The organism is Nitratidesulfovibrio sp., from assembly GCF_040373385.1.
Classification (GTDB): domain Bacteria; phylum Desulfobacterota; class Desulfovibrionia; order Desulfovibrionales; family Desulfovibrionaceae; genus Cupidesulfovibrio.
Genome location: NZ_JBDXXH010000002.1, coordinates 405,368 through 423,952, shown reverse-complemented (window position 1 = coordinate 423,952; position 18,585 = coordinate 405,368). Strand labels below are relative to the sequence as shown.

Below are 18,585 nucleotides of genomic sequence, written 5' to 3'. Positions count from 1 at the left end.
TCAGGCCGTACAACCAGCCTGGATTGTCAGGCGACCAACCCGACGGAGCAGACCCGATGTGCCTCGCCATTCCCGCCGAGATCGTGGAAATCAATGATGCCGGCATGGCCAAGTGTCGTGTGGGCAAGAGCGAAACCTACCTCAACGTCTCGGCCATGCTGCTGCCCGAACGCCCCGCCATCGGCGAATACGTCATCGTGCACGCCGGGTTTGCCCTGCGCGTGCTGGACAAGGCCGAGGCAGAGGAAACCCTGCGGCTGCTGCGTGAAATGTCCGAGGCCGTGGAAGGCCAGCCCGCCGGGTTCTAGGCACGCCGGGCGCGCGCGGTACCAGCCCGCTTCCGGACACACCGAATCACGGGGAAGAACGCCGCACCGGCGCACGTTCTTCCCCCTTCCTGTTTCCCGGCCACTTTCCCCGGTCAGGCAAGCCGGGGCACCTGACGGAGCCCGCCATGCCCAAACCACTTGGCATCCTCGCCCTCGGCGACAGCCTGACAGAAGGCTACGGCCTGGAGCCCGACGCCGCCTTTCCCGCCGCGCTGGAACGGCTGTTGCGGGCGGGCTCCCCAGGGGCAGCAGCCATCGACGCCAACGTGGTCAACCTGGGCCTTTCGGGCGACACCACGGCGGGCGGCCTGCGCCGCCTGCGCGCATGGCTGGCGCGCAACCCCGGTTTCGCCAACGGCGATGGTGACTGCGGCGACAATGACGAAAACGCGTTCCCGCGCTGCTTCGCCATTGTCGAACTGGGCGCCAACGACGGCTTCATGGGGCTGGACCCGGAAGACATGGAAGAGAATCTGTCCGCCATCCTGACCCTGCTGGCCGAACGGCGCGTCCCCGCCCTGCTGGCCGGGTTCAGGGCAGAGTTCGCAGATGATCCGGACTATGCCGAAGCATACGACGCCCTGTTCCCGCGCCTGGCCGCGCGGTTCGGCGTGCCCCTGTGGCCCTACGTGCTGGAAGGCATCTGGGGCGTTCCGGACCTGACCCTGTGGGACGGCCTGCACCCCAACGCCGCCGGTTCGGAACGCATGGCCCGCGCGGCCCTGCCGTACGTGCTGGGCATGATTGGCGGTACGGGCTGCAACAGGGGGTAGCGGACGCGGCAACACGCCGGAACCGTCAGGCCAATACGCCCGGCCCAACGCTTCCGGCCCAACACGTTCGGCCCAACACATTCGCAGACACTCCCGCTCAGGTTTTTCCCGTCAGGCGCGTCTCGCCCCCCCCCTTTTCCATCCACAACGCAGGCATTCTTCACGCGTCACAGCGGCCACCTCGTGCGTCCGTTCCGCGCACGCCGCCCCCTCCGCCCGCCGTCCCAGTCCCCGTGCGGGCCGCGCGCGGCTTGACTTCCGCACCTTCTTGAACCAATTACATCGGTTTGCATCACCCGGCGGTGCGCGCCACGCGCCGTCACCCCCGCCGGGCGCGGCCATGCGCCGCCGACCGGACCTTCCGGCATGCCGACACCTCCCAGGAGCAGCACGTCCATGAGCGACTACAAGAAGACCCTGCATCTGCCCGACACCAAATTTCCCATGAAGGCCAACCTTACCCAGCGCGAGCCGGAAATGCTCAAGTTCTGGGAAGGCATCGACGCCTACGCCGCCATGGCGCAGGCATCGGGCCAAAAGGGCCAGTACGTCCTGCACGACGGCCCCCCCTATGCCAACGGGCACATTCACCTGGGGACGGCGCTGAACAAGATCCTGAAGGACATGGTGGTCAAGTCGCGCAACATGCAGGGCTATTCTGCCCGCTACGTGCCCGGCTGGGACTGTCACGGCCTGCCCATCGAACACAAGGTGGAACAGGAACTGGGCGAAAAGAAAAAGGAACTGCCCGCCCACGTGGTGCGCAAGCGCTGCCGCCAGTACGCGGAAAAGTATCTGGACATCCAGCGCAAGGAATTCAAGCGCCTTGGCGTGCTGGGTGCCTGGGACAAGCCGTACATGACCATGGACCCGGCCTACGAGTCGGCCACCGCGCGCGAGCTCGGCAACTTCGTTGCCGCGGGCAACGTGGTGCGCAGCAAGAAGCCCATCTACTGGTGCTGTTCGTGCCAGACCGCCCTGGCCGAGGCCGAGGTGGAATACTACGACCACACCTCGCCCTCCATCTTCGTGCGCTTTCCCCTGCGCGATGCCAGGGTGGCGGATGTGCTGGGCCTGTCCCCGGCGGACGCGGCCAGCGCCTACATCGTCATCTGGACCACCACCCCGTGGACCCTGCCCGACAACATGGCCGTGGCCGTGCACCCCGACCATGACTACGCCGTGGTCCGCCACGACGGCGCGCACTACGTGCTGGCCGCCGCGCTGGTGGAAAGCAGCGCCAAGACCTTCGGCTGGGAAGGGTACGAAGTGGTATCCACCGTGCCGGGAGCGAAGCTGGAAGGCCTTGCCGCCGCGCACCCCTTCTACGACCGCCCCTCGCCGGTGGTGCTGGCCGACTACGTGGTGCTCGATTCCGGCACCGGCTGCGTGCACACCGCCCCCGGCCATGGCCGCGAGGACTACGAGACCGGCCTGCGCTACGGGCTGGAAATCCTTTCGCCGCTGAACGACGAAGGCCGCTTCCTCGATTCCGTGCCCTTCTTTGCCGGGCTGACCGTGTTCGAGGCCAACCCCAAGGTCATCGAAAAGCTGCGCGAAGTGGGCAACCTGCTGGCGGAGCGCAAGATTTCGCACAGCTACCCGCACTGCTGGCGCTGCAAGAAGCCGGTCATCTTCCGGGCCACCACCCAGTGGTTCATCGCCATGGAAAAGAACGACCTGCGCGCCCGCGCGCTGTCGGCCATCCGCAACGACGTGCGCTGGATTCCCGCCTGGGGCGAGGAACGCATCCACAACATGATCGAATTCCGCCCCGACTGGTGCATCTCGCGCCAGCGCACCTGGGGCGTGCCCATCATCGCCCTGCTCTGCGAAGGCTGCGGCGAGGCGTGGAACGACGACGCCTGGATGCGCGACATCGCCGACCGTTTCGCCAAGCACCCCACCGGCTGCGACTACTGGTACGAAACGCCGCTGGAAGACATCGTGCCCGCCGGTCTGGCCTGCCCGCACTGCGGCGGCAACCACTGGAAGAAGGAAACCGACATCCTGGACGTGTGGTTCGATTCAGGCACCAGCTTCTCCGCCGTGCTGGAACAGCGCGGCGACACCGCGTTCCCGGCGGACCTGTACCTGGAAGGCTCGGACCAGCATCGCGGCTGGTTCCACAGCTCCCTGCTGGCCTCCATCGGCACGCGCGGCGTGCCGCCCTACCGCGCCGTGCTCACCCACGGCTACGTGGTGGACGGCGAAGGCCGCAAGATGTCCAAGTCCATCGGCAACGTCATCGCCCCGCAGGAGATCATCGACAAGTACGGCGCGGAAGTGCTGCGTCTGTGGGTGGCGTCCGTCGATTACCGCGAGGACATCCGCATCTCGGATGAAATCCTGAGCCGCCTGGTGGACGCCTACCGGCGCATCCGCAACACCTGCCGCTACCTGCTGGGCAACATCGACGACCTGACACCCGAAGAGATCGTGCCGTTCTCGGTCATGGACCCGCTGGACCGCTACGCGCTGGACATCATGACCGATGCCCACGCGCGCATCCAGGAAGCCTATTCCGAGTTCGAGTTCCACAAGGTGTTCCACACCCTGCACAACCTGTGCGTGACCGATCTCAGCGCCTTCTACCTCGACGTGCTGAAGGACCGCCTGTACGCCTCTGCCAAGGACAGCCCGGAACGCCGCTCTGCCCAGACGGCCCTTTTGCACATCCTGCTGGTGCTGGTGCGCGACATGGCCCCGGTGCTCAGCTTCACGGCGGAGGAAGTGTTCCGCCATATCCCCGAAGCGCTGCGCCCCGCCGCGCCCACGGTGTTCGCGCTGCGCGGGGCCGATACCCCGTTGTACAACGTCAGCTCCGACGAGAGCGAACGGTGGGAGGCAGTGCTGGCCGTGCGGTCAGAGGTGACCAAGGCCATCGAGCCGCTGCGCAAGGCGGGCACGGTGGGCCATTCGCTGGACACCCACGTGACCCTGTACGCCGACCACAAGCTGGCCGACCTGCTTCGCGCCACCGGCACCGACCTGCGCGCGGTGTTCATCGTCTCCAAGCTGAACATCGCCCCGCTGGAAGACGCGCCGCAAGACGCCTTTGCCTCCGAAGAGGTCAAGGGCTTGCGCATCGGCGTGGCCAAGGCCCCCGGCGCCAAGTGCGAACGCTGCTGGATCTACCACGAGGAACTGGGCGCCGACCCCGACTTCCCCGGTGCCTGCGCCCGCTGCACCACGGTGCTGCGCACCGGCGGCGCAGAGTAACGAAAACAGGACCGATCATGTTCCCCGTTCCGGCGGCGCAGTGCGCGCCGCCGGGCGGGGCATGCGCCCAAAGCCCCAAGAGGCCCCATGCGTCCCAGATTCGTCATGGTCTTCTCCATCGCCGCCGCCGTCATCGGCCTTGACCAGCTTACCAAGCTGTGGGCGGTGACAGCCATTCCCGAACACCATTCCGTGCCGGTCATCGCCGGGCTTTTCGACCTGGTCAACGTGCGCAACCGGGGCGCGGCCTTCGGCTTTCTGAACCGCTCCGACATCGAATGGCAGTTCTGGCTGTTCCTGGTGGCCACGGTGCTTGCGGTGTGGGCCATCATCTCGCTGACGCGCGCCGCGCAGGACGACAAGGTGCTGTTCACCGGGTTCGGATGCATTCTGGGCGGTGCCCTCGGCAACCTCATCGACCGGGTGCGTTTTCGCGCGGTGATCGACTTTCTGGATTTCTACGTGGGCGACTGGCACTGGCCCGCCTTCAACGTGGCGGACATCGCCATCTGCGTGGGCGCGTTCCTGGCCTTCATCGCCATGTACCGCCAGCCCGCCCCCCGCAACAGTTCGAACGCCCGGTAGGAAACCCCGATGAACACGGCCCTGCTCATTCCCCTGCTTGCCATTCCCATCTTGCCCAACCTGTGGTGCATCTGGCATTCTTACTCGCACGAGTTCGACCGCCCGGCCGAAAAGGCCTTGTGGATGGCGGCCGGGATATTCCTTCCCGTGCTCGGCGGCCTTGCCTACCTCGTCTTCGGCCAGCGGCGCGCCCGCAAGGCCTGACACAGGCCCGGCCCGCGACCTGGCATGCCGCAAAGTCGGCACCCGGCGGGCACCGAACCCTTACGCCAAGCAAAGTGAACCGAAAGGCGGACCAAAAGCCATGAAGACCCGCATCCTTTCCCGTCGTATCCTTCCCGTCTGCTCCCTTGCCGCACTGGTGGTGCTTGTCGGCTGCGTGCGCCAGGAAGACGTGGACGCCCTGAACGCGCGCGTCATGCGCCAGGACCAGCAGATCCAGACCCTGAACTCGCAGCTTTCCGGCGTGCAGCCCGCCCAGGCGGACACCTGGTCGCAGGTGCAGTCCACCCGGCAGGAAATAGCGACCCTGCGCGGCCAGATAGACGACATGCAGATGCGCCTCAGCGCCACCGGCGACCAGAGCCGCGACCTGCCCCAGATGCGCGACCAGCTGAACCGCCACGATATCGCCCTGCGGCAGATGGCCTCGCAACTGGCCATCGACATCGACGGCGTGCTGGCCACCCCCGCCCCGGCGGGCGCCGCAGGCGCCGTATCGTCCACCGGCACGACCCACGCGGGCGATCCCAATGCCCCGGTCCTGCTTGTAAACCCCGGCAAGGAGAACGGCTTTGTCGTCGCGCCATCGAGCCAGCCCAGCGGGCCGGTCACGGTGCCCCCGGCGCAAAGCGGCACCATGGCCGTGACCAGCGCGGAACCCGCCCATGCAGCCCCCGCACCTGCCGCCAAGCCCGCCGCAGCGGCCGTGGACACGGCCCAGGCGCTGTACGACCAGGGCATGACGGCGTTCAACGAGCGGCGCTACAAGGATTCCGTGAAGGCGTTCACCGATTTCACCAACACCTTCGGGGACCACAAGCTGACCAGCAACGCGTGGTTCTGGCAGGGTGAGGCCAACTTCCAGCAGCAGGACTTCGCCCGCTCGGCGCTGGCGTACGAACAGGTCATCTCCAAGTATCCCAAGAGCCCCAAGTACGCTTCGTCGCTGCTCAAGCAGGGCATCTGCTTCTACAAGCTCGGCAAGAAGGACGCCGGCAAGGTGCGCCTGGACGAGCTGATCAAGAAGCTGCCCGATTCGCCCGAAGCGCAGCGCGCCAAGAAGTTCCTGAGCGAGAACAAATAATCCGAGTACCCGGTGCTCCGGCCCGGAAACAGCATGACCGAACAACAGACCAAGCCTTACCGCAAGAACATCCACCTCACGTTCCCGCCCGAAATCTCGGGCAAGCCCATCGTGAGCGACCTTGTGCGCAGGTACGACCTTACGGTCAACATCCTGAAGGCCCAGATCACCCCGCGCAAGGAAGGCTACCTGACCCTGGAGATTTCCGGGGGCGAAGACAACTGTCTGAAGGGTATCGCCTACCTGCGCGAGCAGGACGTGACCGTCACCGACGTCTCGCAGCGCATCTCGCGCGACGAGGACAGTTGCATGCACTGCGGCATGTGCACCGCCATCTGTCCCACCTCGGCCCTGGCCATGGACATCGAGGCGCGGGTCGTGGTGTTCGACAAGGATCGTTGCACCGCCTGCGGCCTGTGTACGCGCGTGTGCCCCGTGGGTGCCATGAACGTGGAAGTGGAGAACGGCGGCCTGTAGCCGCCGCTGCCGCACGGGCCACTCCCGCATGGGCGTTGCCCATGCCAGCCCTGCAATGAGACACCCCGGCGGGGGGTGCGCGGAACAAGCCGCGCACCCCCCGCATCTTTTCGGCACAGCCCCCGCCCTTCTCGCCCGCGCGATGCCAGGCAACGTCCCCACGCCGTGCCGTACTGCAAAGCCCCCCCCACGTGTCGGCAGGCACACCTTTCCCCGGTTTTCCGCTTTTCCGGCGGCGTGCTATCTGCTAGGTTCGCCACTGCGGACTTCCGGCCCCAGATCGGGTTTCTGGTTTTACCCCGGTTCTGGCGCACATCCGGCCCCGGACACGGACCGGAACCAGCCCCCACGGGCCACGCCAACCGCACTGCCGCACGGCACGGCGCACACACCACCAGCAGGAGCGCACCATGGTCACGCAGGAAGAACTGCTCGACAACGTGATGGAACGCGTGACGAACAACCTCGTCGTGAACATCCGCGACGTGCTTTCCGCCACCATCGAACGGGAACTCACCACCAATCTTACCCGTGCACTGGTGGAAAGCGAATTCTACCGCCGCATCAGCGACGACATGCGCGGGGGCCTGCAAACCATCTACCGCGAAATCTCCACCGCCGCGAAGCCCGGCGGGCAGGAAGCGCCCGATGGCGTGCAACCCGTGCAACGCGAGGATGCCGACCGCCTGTTCAACGAGGCCTCGCGCCAACTGGACGAAATCCTGGTCACCACGCAGGAAGCCACCGAATCGATCATGGACGTGGTCGAGGTGCAGATCGAACGCCAGAAGGAAGCGGCAGTGCTGATAGAGGCCGTCCGCGCCGGAGCGGGCGTGGAACGTGCCCTTGAGCGCATGGTGCAGATCAACGCAGAACTGGGCGAGGGGCTTGTGGAAATCCTGACCACCCTCGGCTTCCAGGACCTGACCGGCCAGCGCATCAAGAAGATCATCGAGGCCCTGCGCACCATCGAAAACACCGTGGTGGAACTCTACCTGTCCACCGGCCTGCTGATTCGCGCGCGTGAGGAAACCCCGGAAAAGGACATCTCGCAGATCGAGGCGGAAACCCGCCAGGTGGTCTCCGAACTGAAGGGGCCGCAACGCGGTACCTCGCAGGAAAACGTGGACGACCTGCTCGCCCAACTGGGCCTGTAGCTTCCGGACATTGCGGCCAGGGGCTGCCGCTGCCCTCCGCACCACCCGTTGCGCGGCGAGTAACAGCACCGTTGCGCGGCGTCCCCCTTGCCAGCCCCTTCGGACTGCCTACTTTCTGGTTCGGCGCGCCATGCGCGGGCGGCTCCCCTCTCCCGCAGTACCGCGCGCCCTTCCGGAAACACGCAACAGACGCACGGCCCCCCCGCCAGCGCCTTTCCTTACGGAGATGCCCATGTCCGATTCCACGTCCGCTTCCGCCAACGCCCCGCTGGTGATCATCGGCTCCGGCCCGGCCGGGCTTTCCGCCGCCATCTACACCGCCCGCGCGGGCATCCCCACGCTGGTGCTGGGCAGCGCCCCCAAGGTGGCGGGCGACTACGACATCGACAACTACTTCGGCTTCGACGAAACCATCACCGGGCGCGACCTCATCGAGCGGGGGCGCAGGCAGGCCGCACGCTTCGGTGCGCAACTGCGCGAGGAACGCGTGCTGGCCGTGCACCACGGCGATTCCGGCGGCTTCCACGTCAAGACCGACAAGGGCGCATACGATGCCTGCGCCGTGGTGCTGGCCACAGGGGTCGCCCGCGTGCGCCCCGGCATCGACAACCTGGGCGACTTTGAGGGCAAGGGCGTGTCGTACTGCGTAAGCTGCGACGGGTTCTTCTATCGCGGCAAGCAGGTGCTGGTGCTGGGCGAAGGCATTTTCGCGGCCAACCAGGCCCTGGAACTGACCCAGTACACCCCCAACGTATCCATCTGCACCCAGGGCAAGGAGCCCGTGCTCACCCCCGATTTCCGGCAGCGCCTGGCCGACGCGGGCATCACCCTGGACACCCGCAAGATCACGCGGCTGGCCGGGGACAACGGCCTTGAGCGCGTGGTGTACGCGGACGGCACGGAAACGGCTGCCGATGGCCTGTTCGTGGCCATGGGCGAGGCATCGTCCCTCGACTTCGCCTATTCCCTGGGCGTGGAGCGCAAGGGGGTGTTCCTGATGGCCGATGACGAGCAGTGCACCAACATCCCCGGCATTTTCGCGGCGGGTGACTGCACCGGCGGTTTTCTGCAGATCGGCGTGGCCGTAGGCGAAGGGGCCAAGGCGGCCCGTGCGGCCATCGCCTACGCCAAGGAACAGTGCGGCATGAAGAAGGCGGGATGAAAAGGGCGGCATGAAGAAGGCCGGATAGCCCCCGGCGGCACCGGCAGGGTCGTGGCGAGGCCTGCTTGACAGCGGCAACGCCCGGGCGTATCAGAGTCGGCTCACCGGGCAGCATTCCGGGCATTGCGCCGGGCCGGTCCGGTTACGCGCGGGCCTATAGCTCAATTGGCAGAGCCCCCGGCTCATAACCGGTTTGTTGCGTGTTCGAGTCACGCTAGGCCCACCAAATTTTCCCGGGCAGGCGCTTGCGCCGCCCCGGCACCGGGCACACCTGTGCCCCCTGCCGTGCAACAGAGCAACGGGACAGGAACGCGGACATTGGAGCAGCACCAATTCCGGAACCACGCCTTGCCGCTTCGAGGGTGCTTGCGCCGCGCAAATCCGGCGAAGCACCCTCTTTGCTTGGGAAATTTACATGAAACGCTCTGAAATAATTAGCGTTATTGAAAAAACGGCATTTCCGGCATCCGCAGCCCAGTGGGACAGGTCGGGCATGCAGGTGGCCGGGCACGACGCGACGGCAACGGCCCTCGCCGTCTGCCTCGACCCCACCCCCGCCGCCGTCGCCGCCGCCCTGGAGCTTGGCGCCGACGTCATTCTTTCCCACCATCCGCTGTCCATGGCGCCCCGCGCGCTGGACACGCTGGACGACCACCACGCCGTGGCTGCTGCCATATTGGCGCGCGGTGCGTGGCTGTACGCCGCGCACACCTCGCTGGACGCCAACCCCGACGGCCCCGTGGGCTGGCTGGCCCGTGACCTTGCGCTGGCATCGCCCGAAGTGCTGGAACCCACCCTGCGCCAGGAACGGGTGACCCGGTGCATCGTGGCGGCGGCAACGCCCCCGCCGCACTGGGCAGACCTGCCCGGCGTGCTGGCGTACCGGGTGCTGGGCGAAACTGCCGTGCTGAGTTGCGAGGCAGCCGCCTGGCCCGCCATCCGCGCGACCATCACGTCGGATGCCCCGCAGGATGTCGCGCCCGCCTTTCTGCCCGCCGAGCCGGAACTGCCCGCGCGCATCTTCGGCTTCGGCCTGGTGGGCGACCTGCCCGAGCCGCTCGAATTTCCGGCCTTCGCCCGGCGCCTGCACGGCCTTGCCGGGCGCGCCCACTGCCACGTCAGCGGCCCCGTGCCCGCCATGGTTCGCCGGGTGGGCTACTGCACCGGCTCCGGCAGTTCGCTGGCCGATGCCGCCTTTGCCCGTGGCGCCGACGTGTTCGTCACCGGCGACGTGAAGTACCACACCGCGCTGGAAGCCCGTGGCTGCCTGCTCGACGTGGGGCACTTCGCCCTTGAAGAGGAAATGATGCGCCGCTTCGCCGACGGCCTGCGCACCGCGCTGCCCGGCCTGCCCGTGCATTTCCTGCCATCCAGCGATCCACTGCGGCTGCACCTGCCCGTTCCCCCCACGGGCACGGACGGCGGCCGCGTTCCGGAACATCCGGCCTAACCCGCATTTCAGGAGGATATGACGTTGAGCCTGTATCTCAAGCAGATCGAACAGCTTGTCGCCCTGCAGAAGGTGGACGACCACATCTACGGCATCAAGGCGGAACTGAAGAACGCGCCGCAGGAAGTGGAAGGGCTGCAACAGCGCTTCGACGTTCTCGAGGAGCAGCGCAACCGCCTCCTCGACAAGCTCACCCACCTGAAGGAACAGGAAAAACGCCTCGGCACCGAGATCGAGGACGATTCCCTGCGCATCAAGAAAAGCAAGTCCAAGCTCATGCTCGTGGGTAACACCAAGGAATACCACGCCATGATGCGCGAAATGGACAACATGGAAAAGATGAACCGCTCGCGCGAAGAGGAAAAGCTGGCCCTGGCCGAAGAGTTGCAACGCCAGACCGAAGCCATGACCGAAATGGACGAGCGCTACGGCACCCTCAAGGCCGAACTGGAAACCAAGAAGGCCAGCCTTGACGCGCGCCTGATCGAAGCCGGCGCAGGCCTTTCCGACCTGGAATCGCAGCGCAACGCCGCAGGCAAGGAAGTTCCCCCGCCCGTGCTGAGCCGCTACGAATTCATCCGCCAGCGCCTGGAAAACCCGGTCATCGTGCCCGTGGACAAGGGCGTGTGCTCCGGCTGCCACATCTCCATTCCGCCGCAGAGCTACATCGAACTGCAGAAGGGCACCCAGATTCTCAGCTGCCCCAACTGCCAGCGCCTCATCTACTGGAGCGAACACTTCTGCGTGGAAACACCGGCCGCCGAATAGGCCGTAACGCCGCGCATCCACTTTCGGGAGCCGGACGGGCTGTCGTCGCGGGCCGCAAGGCCCGGGGAGGAAAGTCCGGGCTCCGCAGGGCAGGACGCTGGGTAACCCCCAGGACGAGCGATCGTCGGACAGGGCCACAGAAAACAGACCGCCCGGCAGGCTTGCCTGCCGGGTAAGGGTGAAACGGTGGGGTAAGAGCCCACCAGCTGGCGCGGCAACGCGCCAGGCTCGGTAACCCCCGTCCGGAGCAAGACCAAATAGGGAAGCGTTCGAGGCCTGCCCGGCCGATGCTTCCGGGTCGGTTGCTTGAGGGCGTCGGTAACGGCGCTCCTAGAGGAATGACAGCCACCCGCAAGGGTACAGAACCCGGCTTACAGTCCGACTCCCGATGGTTTCAAGGGCATACCGGGGAGGGAGGAAGGGAGCTTTTCGCTCTGCGGTCGCCATCCGTAAGGTTCGCACTTCGTGCTTACCTAACGGCTGCCGCAAAAGTCCCTTCCTCCCTCCCCCGGTCCCCCTCCCTCCTTCCCCCAAACTTTTCATTTGGGGGTTGTTTTTACCGAAACAGGACGAGCGCGGGGCAAGGCTTCCACTGCGCTTGAATGCCTTACCCTGGTTTAAGACGACGTTGGGTGAAGGAGCGAGCCAGGGGGCTTTGCGGCAGCCGTTAGGTAAGCGCGGTGCGCGCAGCTGTTAGCCGAACGCGAAGCGTGAGGCTTACAGATGGCGCCCGCACACCGCGAACCTTACGGATGGCGCCGCAGAGCGCAAAGCCCCCTTCCCCCCGTATCTTTCCCCTCTCCTTTCCACTTTTCTTTTCAAGGACCGTACATGCACGCATGGGCCATTGTTCTCGCGGCGGGCAGCGGCACCCGGCTGGCGGCAGCCGGGCTGTCCACGGCCAAGCAGTTCATCCAGCACCGGGGGGCACCGTTGTACTGGCGTTCGGCGCGCACATTCGCGGCGGTGGCGCGGGTGCGCGGGCTGATCTTCGTGTTACCGCAGGACAGGCTGGAGGCCGAGCGCGAGCGCCTGACAGTGCTGGACGCCGGGCGCGCCCTGGGCGTGCCGTGGCGGGCGGTGGCGGGTGGCGCGCTGCGGCAGGACTCGGTGGCGGCGGGGCTTGCGGCCCTGCCGCGCGAGTGCGACGCGGTGCTGGTGCACGATGCGGCCCGGCCCTTTGCCACGACCGCGCTGTCCAACGCGGTACTCGACGCCCTGGTCGAGGGCGCGCCGGGGGTGGTGCCGGGCATCGCGGTGACGGATACCATCAAGCAGACGGACAACGGCGTGGTCACCCACACCCCGGACAGGTCCGGGCTGGTGGCGGTGCAGACCCCGCAGGGTTTTGCCCTGGCCCCGTTGCGTGCGGCGCATGAACGCGCCCGCGCCGAGGGCTGGGCCGTCACCGACGACGCCGCACTGCTGGAACGTTGCGGCCTTGCCGTGCACGTGGTGCCCGGCGAAATCGCCAACGCCAAGATCACCACGCCGGAGGACCTGGCCATGCTGGACGATGCCGACACCGCCCGCTCCCCGTGGGATGCCCGGAACGGGCAGGTCCGCCTGATCCCCTGCACCGGCTGGGGCTACGACGTGCACCGCTACGTGCAGAAGGAAGGTGCCGGACGTCCCGGCCGCGTCGGCCAGCCGGGGCGTCCCATGAAGCTGGGCGGCGTGCCCATTCCCGGCGGGCCGGAGGTGGTGGCCCATTCCGACGGCGACGTGCTGCTGCACGCCCTTGCCGATGCCCTTTTGGGCTGCATCGGCGGCGGCGACATCGGCCAGCATTTCCCGGACACGGACGCCGCGCTGGACAACGCCAACTCCGCCGTGCTGCTGGACGAGGTGCTGGGCCTTACCCGCTCTGCCGGACTGGAAATCACCAACGTGGACCTGACCATCATCGCCCAGGTGCCCCGGCTGGCCCCGTGGCGCGAACAGATCCGCCGCAACGTCTGCCGCCTGCTGGCCCTGGACGAAACCATGGTAAACGTGAAGGCCACCACCGAAGAAAAACTGGGCTTCACCGGCGAAAAGAAGGGGTTGAAGGCCGTGGCCACCGTGACCGGCCTGCGACCCGCCAGTTCCCCCAGTTCCCCCTGTCCGGCCAGTTCGGCCAGTCCCGCCAGCAGCGCCAGTATTCCCGGTTCCCCCACCCCCGCCGGTACGGACCGTTCCGCAAGTCCTGTCCATCCCGTGGAGACTGGCGCGCCCGACGGCACCGACACCGCCTGACCTGAACGGAACGCACGAGGGCGGGCTGAAACCCGCCCCGCCGGGCACGCATTCCACGCGCCCATGCTGCCTATGCGCGCCAGACACTCGCTCGACGCTCGCCCGACGCGCCCCAGACACCCCCCAGACGTACGCCAGACGTGCGCCAGACACGCGCCGGGCACCCACCCGGCACTCCATCGGCACGCATTCGGGCACGGGACGCCCTTTTCCCCTGCCGCAGGACTTGCGCGGGCGCGGGCCGCATAGTACAAATCCGAAGGTTTGCCTTCCATCCCCTTGAACACACGAACAATACGGGCCTGCGCCAGCGCCCGTGCGCCGCATGAGCCTTGCCGGGCCGGGCGGAACGCGCGGTATGATGTGGCGGCCACGGTCCGCCACCACGTATGACCGAAACCACCCCCACCGCCGATTTCCCCTGGCTGGCCAGCTATGACGCAGGCGTTCCCGCCCACATCAGCTACGAAACCTTTCCGCTGTTCACCCTGCTGGACAGGGCCGCGGAACGAACCCCCCGCCGCACGGCCATTGCCTTCCGCAACTACCGCATCAGCTACGCCAGGTTGCGCCAACTGGCGGAGGTCATGGCCGCCAACCTGCGCGCCCAGGGCGTGCGGCGCGGCGACAAGGTGTCGATCATGTTGCCCAACCTGCCGCAGACGGTCATTGCCTTCTGGGCGGTGCTGAAGGCAGGCGGCGTGGTGGTGATGACCAACCCGCTGTACATGGAAAAGGAACTGGTCCACCAGGTTCACGATTCCGGCGCGCGGTTCATGATCGCCCTCGACCTGGTGTGGCCCAAGATCGAGCCCCTGCGCGAAAAGCTGGGCATCGACAAGTATTTCCTCACCCGCATCGGCGACGGGCTGTCCTTCCCGCTCAACCTGCTGTACGCCTTCAAGGCCAAGCGCGAGGGCACCTGGCGCGACCTGCCCTTCGACGGCAAACACGTGCTGCCGTGGAAAAGCCTGCTCAAGGGCAAGGCCCGCCACTCCACCACCACGTGCAACCCCACCGAAGACCTGGCCGTGCTGCAATATACCGGCGGCACCACGGGCATCTCCAAGGGGGTCATGCTGACGCACCACAACATGTCGGTGAACGTGCAGCAGATCACCACCATTCTTGGTGCCGCCCGCGACATGGACCACTGCTTCCTGGGGCTGATGCCCTACTTCCATGTCTACGGGCTGACCACCTGCCTTACCCTGCCCACGGCCCTTTCGGCCACCATCGTGCCCTTCCCGCGCTATGTCCCGCGCGACGTGCTGGTGGGCATCCAGAAGCACAAGCCCACCATCTTCCCCGGCGCGCCCTCCATCTACATCTCGCTGATGCAGCAGAAAGAGGTGGGCGACTACGACCTGACCTCCATCCGCTACTGCATCTCGGGGTCGGCACCCATGCCGGTGGAGCATATCAAGCGGTTCAGGGAACTTACCGGGGCGCAGGTCATCGAGGGCTTCGGCCTGACCGAGGCCTCGCCGGTCACCCACCTGAACCCCATCCACGGGGTCAGCAAGACCGGCTCCATCGGCATCCCCTTTCCGGACACCGAGGCGCGCATCGTGGACATGGAGGTGGGTCAGGTACCGCTGCCCACGGGCAAGGTGGGCGAACTGATCATCCGTGGCCCGCAGATCATGAAGGGCTACTGGAACCGCCCGGACGAAACCGCCAACACCCTGCGCAACGGCTGGCTGTACACCGGCGACATCGCCACCATGGACGAGGACGGCTACTTCACCATCGTGGATCGCAAGAAGGACATGTTCCTGGTGGGCGGCTACAACGTGTACCCGCGCGAAATCGACGAGGTGCTGCACGAGCACCCCAGGATCAAGGAAGCGGTGACCGTGGGCGTGCCCCACCCCACGCGCGGCGAAATGATCAAGGCCTTCGTGGTGGTCAAGCCCGGCGAAAAGCTGACCAAGGCCGAGGTGGTTGCCCACTGCCGCGAAAAGCTGGCCAGCTACAAGGTGCCCAAGCAGGTGGAATTCCGCGACGACCTGCCCAAGACCGTGGTGGGCAAGGTGCTGCGCCGCATCCTGCGCGCCGAGGAAGAAGAGAAATTGAAAGCGGAACTGGCCGCCGGTTCCACAGGATCGGGCGGATCAGCCGGATCGGGCAGATCGGGCGGATCGGGCGGATCGGGCACTGCCGCGAAGCCCGAGGTTTCCGACGACGACGGGGCGCGGTAGCCCCCCTTGCGGCGGACCGGTACTGCGGTCTTCCATACCATCGCGCTCCCAAAGGCAGAGGAACGGACATGCGACTGCTGTTGCAACGGGCGCGCCGGGGATCGGTGGCGGTAGGCGGCGAGACCGTGGCCGTCATCGGGCCGGGGCTGGTGGTGCTGGCGGGCTTTGGCCCACGCGACACCGCCGCGCTGCCCGGCGAATCCCGCTGGGCGGGCATGATCGACAAGCTGCTGGACCTGCGCGTGTTTCCCGACGGCGCGGGCAAGATGAACGTGGGCCTGCGCGAATGGGCCGTGCCCGCCAGCATGCAGGGTACCGGGGAAGGCGGTGTTGTGACCGGCGCCCCCTTGGGCCAGTTGCTGCTGGTGCCCCAGTTCACCCTGCACGCAGACTGCCGCAAGGGCCGCCGACCGTCATTTTCCGCCGCCGCACCACCCGCGGTGGCCGAGCGCCTGTTCGATCAACTGGCCACCGATATTGACGCGCGCCTGCCGGGGCGGGTACGCTGTGGCATCTTCGCGGCCGACATGGACGTCTCCCTCATCAACTGGGGGCCGGTAACCATCTGGCTGAGCGACGACGACCTCTTTCCGGAGCGGCGACCACCCCATGGCGGCGGATGACATCACCCTTCTCATCGCCGCGCCCTCGCCGCTGACGCGCGAGGCGCTGCGCCGCCTGCCCGGCACGGGCCGCACCGTGCTGCGCGCCGCCACCCTGGCCGAAGCGCTGGACATGCACGCCGCGCGCCGCCCGCACGTGGTGATCATCGACGCCGCCCTGCCCGACCCCGCACTGCCCGACCCGGCGCATACCCCCCCGCCCCTTGCCGCACCCCCGCCGCCCCCTTACGACCCCGTGCCCCCGCCGTCGGCGCCCGCATCGACAGCTGCCGGGCACACGGGCGGCCACCGAGCCGTGCTTGACTTGGTGCGGGCCATCCGCTCCGTACGCGGTGACGAGGACGTGTTCCTCATCGTGCTCACCGAGCCGGAAGACCATGCCCTGCGGGCCGATGCCCTGGCCATGGGCGCCAACGACGCCCTGCGCCTGCCGCTGGAACCGCTGGAACTGGACGCCCGCGTGTCCGTGGGCGCCCGGCAGGCCCGCATGGCCCGCCGCCTGCGCGCCTATTCCGACCGGCTGACCCGCGAGATGGCCCGCGTGGCCGAATTGCAGATGCGCCTGCTGCCTTCGTCCTCGCCGTATCTGCCGGGCCTGCACGTGGAAAGCCTGTATCGCCCCTCTGGCGATGCCAGCGGCGACTATTTCGACTACTTCCTGCTGCCGCCGCGCGCTCCGGTCGCTGCCCCCCCCTCCGCGCCCCCGACACAGCCTTCCCCAGCAGGGCAGCATGTGGGGCAGCAGGCTTCCCCGGTCCGGCATGTCCCGCATGGCGCCGACGGTCCGGTGCTGCGGGTGGTCATCGCCGACGTGTCCGGCCACGGTGCCCGCGCCGCCTTTCTCATGAGCATCGTGCGCACCCTGGTACGCGCCCAGAACGACGGCATGCCGCCTCAGCCCCTGCCCGAAACCGTGCGACGCATCAACCGGCACCTGGTGGACATCATTGGCGGCGAGCCGGACTTCGTCACCCTGTTCGCGGGCGACATCGACTTCGACGCGGGCACGCTGGAATACGTCAATGCCGGGCATTGCCCCGCCCTGCTGCGCGGTGACGACGGGCAGGTGGCCCGCCTGACTTCCAATGCGCCGCTGCTGGGGTTCTTCAATGCCGACTTCGCTGCCGAACTGCGCCCCTTTCCACCCGGCAGCCAATTGCTGCTGTTCACCGACGGGCTGCACGACTGGACGGTGGGCAGCGGTGCCCGCCTTGGCCCCGAACGGTTTCTGGAACTGACCGAACCCTGCCTGCGCGCGGGCCGCGAGGTGCTGGCCACCATGGAATCGGCCTTGCACGATGCGGCGGGCGGCATGCCGCCCTTCCGCGACGACGTGACCGCCCTGTGGATTCGCCGCGACGGTCCCATCATCGGCCAACTGGTGAATCTGGACGAACCCTCCGGGACCGATTGAACGGAAGCGCACCATGCACGATTACGAATTCACCACCACCGCCCTGCGCGAAACCTACCGCCCCTTCGTGCGCGGCATCGCCGCTACCATGGCCGCCTACCTGGCCACGCCCACACTGGTGCACCCGCTGGAACTGGTCACGGCGGAGGCATGCGCCAACGTGGTGCGCCATGCCTACCCGGAAGGGCAACCCGGCCCGTTGCGGGTGCGCCTGACGGTGACCCCGCGCGTGGGCATGGAACTGGCCGTCACCGACTGGGGCCGCGGCTGCGCGGCTTGCCCGCTGCCCCCGCCCGGCCTGTCTGGCCTGTCTGGCCCGTCTGGCCCGTCTGGCCCGTCGGGAGTGGCTCCGGAAGCCACGTCAGGACGGGGCTTGCACATCATCACCTGCCTGTGCGATGCCGTGACGGGTGCCACCGGCCCCGACGGCAACACCCTGCACCTGCAATTGGCCATCCCGGAGGAACAATGGCGCACCTCGAGCTTGACGATCACGGAAACATCCTTGTCGCGGCGCTGACAGGCGAGCTGACCCTGGCCAACGCCACCGAGGTCCGCAACGAACTGGAACGGCTGTTCGCCCGAAAGGGTGTGTCCGACGTGGTGCTGGACCTTGGCGCCGTGTCGTTCATGGACAGCTCGGGCCTGGGCACGCTGGTGGCCGCCAGCACCAAGGCGCGGTCCATGGGCCGCCGCCTGCTGCTGTACCGGCCCACCGCAGAGGCGGTGCACACCATGGAAACCGCGCAACTCACCGGGTTCTTTCCCATCCTTGGCGACGAGGTAGATTTGCTGGCCCTTCTGCCGGACTAGCTTCCCCCTGGTGCCGTCAGCCACGGGGCCAAGGCACGCCACGACAGGAACACGGTCTTCCCTC

General features: G+C 67.2%; 17 protein-coding genes, 1 tRNA gene and 1 other RNA gene. All 19 read left to right on the top strand.

The genetic code is table 11. The annotated features are described in order from the left end of the window. Window positions 1-56: 56 nt before the first annotated feature. The 19 genes from ABWO17_RS04940 (at window position 57) to ABWO17_RS04850 (ending at window position 18,521) form a co-directional block, all read left to right on the top strand. A complete protein-coding gene (locus ABWO17_RS04940; RefSeq protein WP_012611419.1) occupies window positions 57-308 on the top strand; it encodes a HypC/HybG/HupF family hydrogenase formation chaperone in 252 nt (83 codons plus the stop codon). Between the two features lie 146 nt (window positions 309-454). After that, the gene (locus ABWO17_RS04935) at window positions 455-1,102 is read left to right on the top strand and encodes an arylesterase (RefSeq protein WP_353116459.1); all 648 of its coding nucleotides are present in this window, start codon (window positions 455-457) and stop codon (window positions 1,100-1,102) included. 396 nt (window positions 1,103-1,498) lie between these two features. Next, window positions 1,499-4,324, top strand: coding sequence for an isoleucine--tRNA ligase (ileS, locus tag ABWO17_RS04930; RefSeq protein ID WP_353116458.1), 2,826 nt, complete (start codon window positions 1,499-1,501; stop codon window positions 4,322-4,324). Between the two features lie 87 nt (window positions 4,325-4,411). Continuing rightward, window positions 4,412-4,909, top strand: a complete 498-nt coding sequence (gene lspA, locus ABWO17_RS04925) for a signal peptidase II (RefSeq protein ID WP_353116457.1) — start codon at window positions 4,412-4,414, stop codon at window positions 4,907-4,909. Window positions 4,910-4,918: 9 nt separating this feature from the next. After that, window positions 4,919-5,113 carry a PLD nuclease N-terminal domain-containing protein gene (locus ABWO17_RS04920; RefSeq protein WP_309541795.1) on the top strand — a complete coding sequence of 65 codons (195 nt, stop codon included), beginning with the start codon at window positions 4,919-4,921 and terminating at the stop codon, window positions 5,111-5,113. Between the two features lie 100 nt (window positions 5,114-5,213). Then, window positions 5,214-6,215, top strand: coding sequence for a tol-pal system protein YbgF (gene ybgF / locus ABWO17_RS04915; protein ID WP_353116456.1), 1,002 nt, complete (start codon window positions 5,214-5,216; stop codon window positions 6,213-6,215). Between the two features lie 33 nt (window positions 6,216-6,248). After that, a complete protein-coding gene (locus ABWO17_RS04910; RefSeq protein WP_012611413.1) occupies window positions 6,249-6,692 on the top strand; it encodes an NIL domain-containing protein in 444 nt (147 codons plus the stop codon). Window positions 6,693-7,102: 410 nt separating this feature from the next. Next, a complete protein-coding gene (locus ABWO17_RS04905; protein WP_353116455.1) occupies window positions 7,103-7,849 on the top strand; it encodes a protein phosphatase CheZ in 747 nt (248 codons plus the stop codon). A 232-nt stretch (window positions 7,850-8,081) separates the two neighbouring features. After that, complete coding sequence (locus ABWO17_RS04900; RefSeq protein WP_353116454.1) at window positions 8,082-9,011, top strand: NAD(P)/FAD-dependent oxidoreductase; 930 nt, start codon at window positions 8,082-8,084, stop codon at window positions 9,009-9,011. A gap of 150 nt (window positions 9,012-9,161) precedes the next feature. Beyond that, window positions 9,162-9,237 (top strand) — tRNA-Ile (locus tag ABWO17_RS04895). A gap of 189 nt (window positions 9,238-9,426) precedes the next feature. Then, a complete protein-coding gene (locus ABWO17_RS04890; RefSeq protein WP_353116453.1) occupies window positions 9,427-10,461 on the top strand; it encodes a Nif3-like dinuclear metal center hexameric protein in 1,035 nt (344 codons plus the stop codon). 18 nt (window positions 10,462-10,479) lie between these two features. Further along, on the top strand, window positions 10,480-11,229 hold the full coding sequence (locus ABWO17_RS04885; RefSeq protein ID WP_353116452.1) for a zinc ribbon domain-containing protein: 750 nt from the start codon (window positions 10,480-10,482) through the stop codon (window positions 11,227-11,229). A 26-nt stretch (window positions 11,230-11,255) separates the two neighbouring features. Continuing rightward, window positions 11,256-11,619, top strand: an RNA gene (gene rnpB, locus ABWO17_RS04880) — RNase P RNA component class A. Window positions 11,620-12,060: 441 nt separating this feature from the next. Next, entirely contained in the window at window positions 12,061-13,467 is a 1,407-nt protein-coding gene (ispD, locus tag ABWO17_RS04875; RefSeq protein WP_353116451.1) for a 2-C-methyl-D-erythritol 4-phosphate cytidylyltransferase, read from the top strand. Window positions 13,468-13,856: 389 nt separating this feature from the next. After that, window positions 13,857-15,671 carry a long-chain-fatty-acid--CoA ligase gene (locus ABWO17_RS04870; protein WP_353116450.1) on the top strand — a complete coding sequence of 605 codons (1,815 nt, stop codon included), beginning with the start codon at window positions 13,857-13,859 and terminating at the stop codon, window positions 15,669-15,671. A gap of 68 nt (window positions 15,672-15,739) precedes the next feature. Then, a complete protein-coding gene (locus ABWO17_RS04865; protein ID WP_353116449.1) occupies window positions 15,740-16,294 on the top strand; it encodes a D-aminoacyl-tRNA deacylase in 555 nt (184 codons plus the stop codon). Beyond that, window positions 16,281-17,708: a PP2C family protein-serine/threonine phosphatase gene (locus ABWO17_RS04860; RefSeq protein ID WP_353116448.1), complete on the top strand. Its 1,428-nt coding sequence runs from the start codon at window positions 16,281-16,283 to the stop codon at window positions 17,706-17,708. Before ABWO17_RS04865 ends, ABWO17_RS04860 begins: the two co-directional genes overlap by 14 nt. A gap of 13 nt (window positions 17,709-17,721) precedes the next feature. After that, window positions 17,722-18,228 carry an ATP-binding protein gene (locus ABWO17_RS04855; RefSeq protein ID WP_353116447.1) on the top strand — a complete coding sequence of 169 codons (507 nt, stop codon included), beginning with the start codon at window positions 17,722-17,724 and terminating at the stop codon, window positions 18,226-18,228. Further along, window positions 18,177-18,521, top strand: coding sequence for an STAS domain-containing protein (locus tag ABWO17_RS04850; RefSeq protein ID WP_353116446.1), 345 nt, complete (start codon window positions 18,177-18,179; stop codon window positions 18,519-18,521). The genes ABWO17_RS04855 and ABWO17_RS04850 overlap by 52 nt, the downstream gene beginning before the upstream one ends. Window positions 18,522-18,585: the final 64 nt, after the last annotated feature.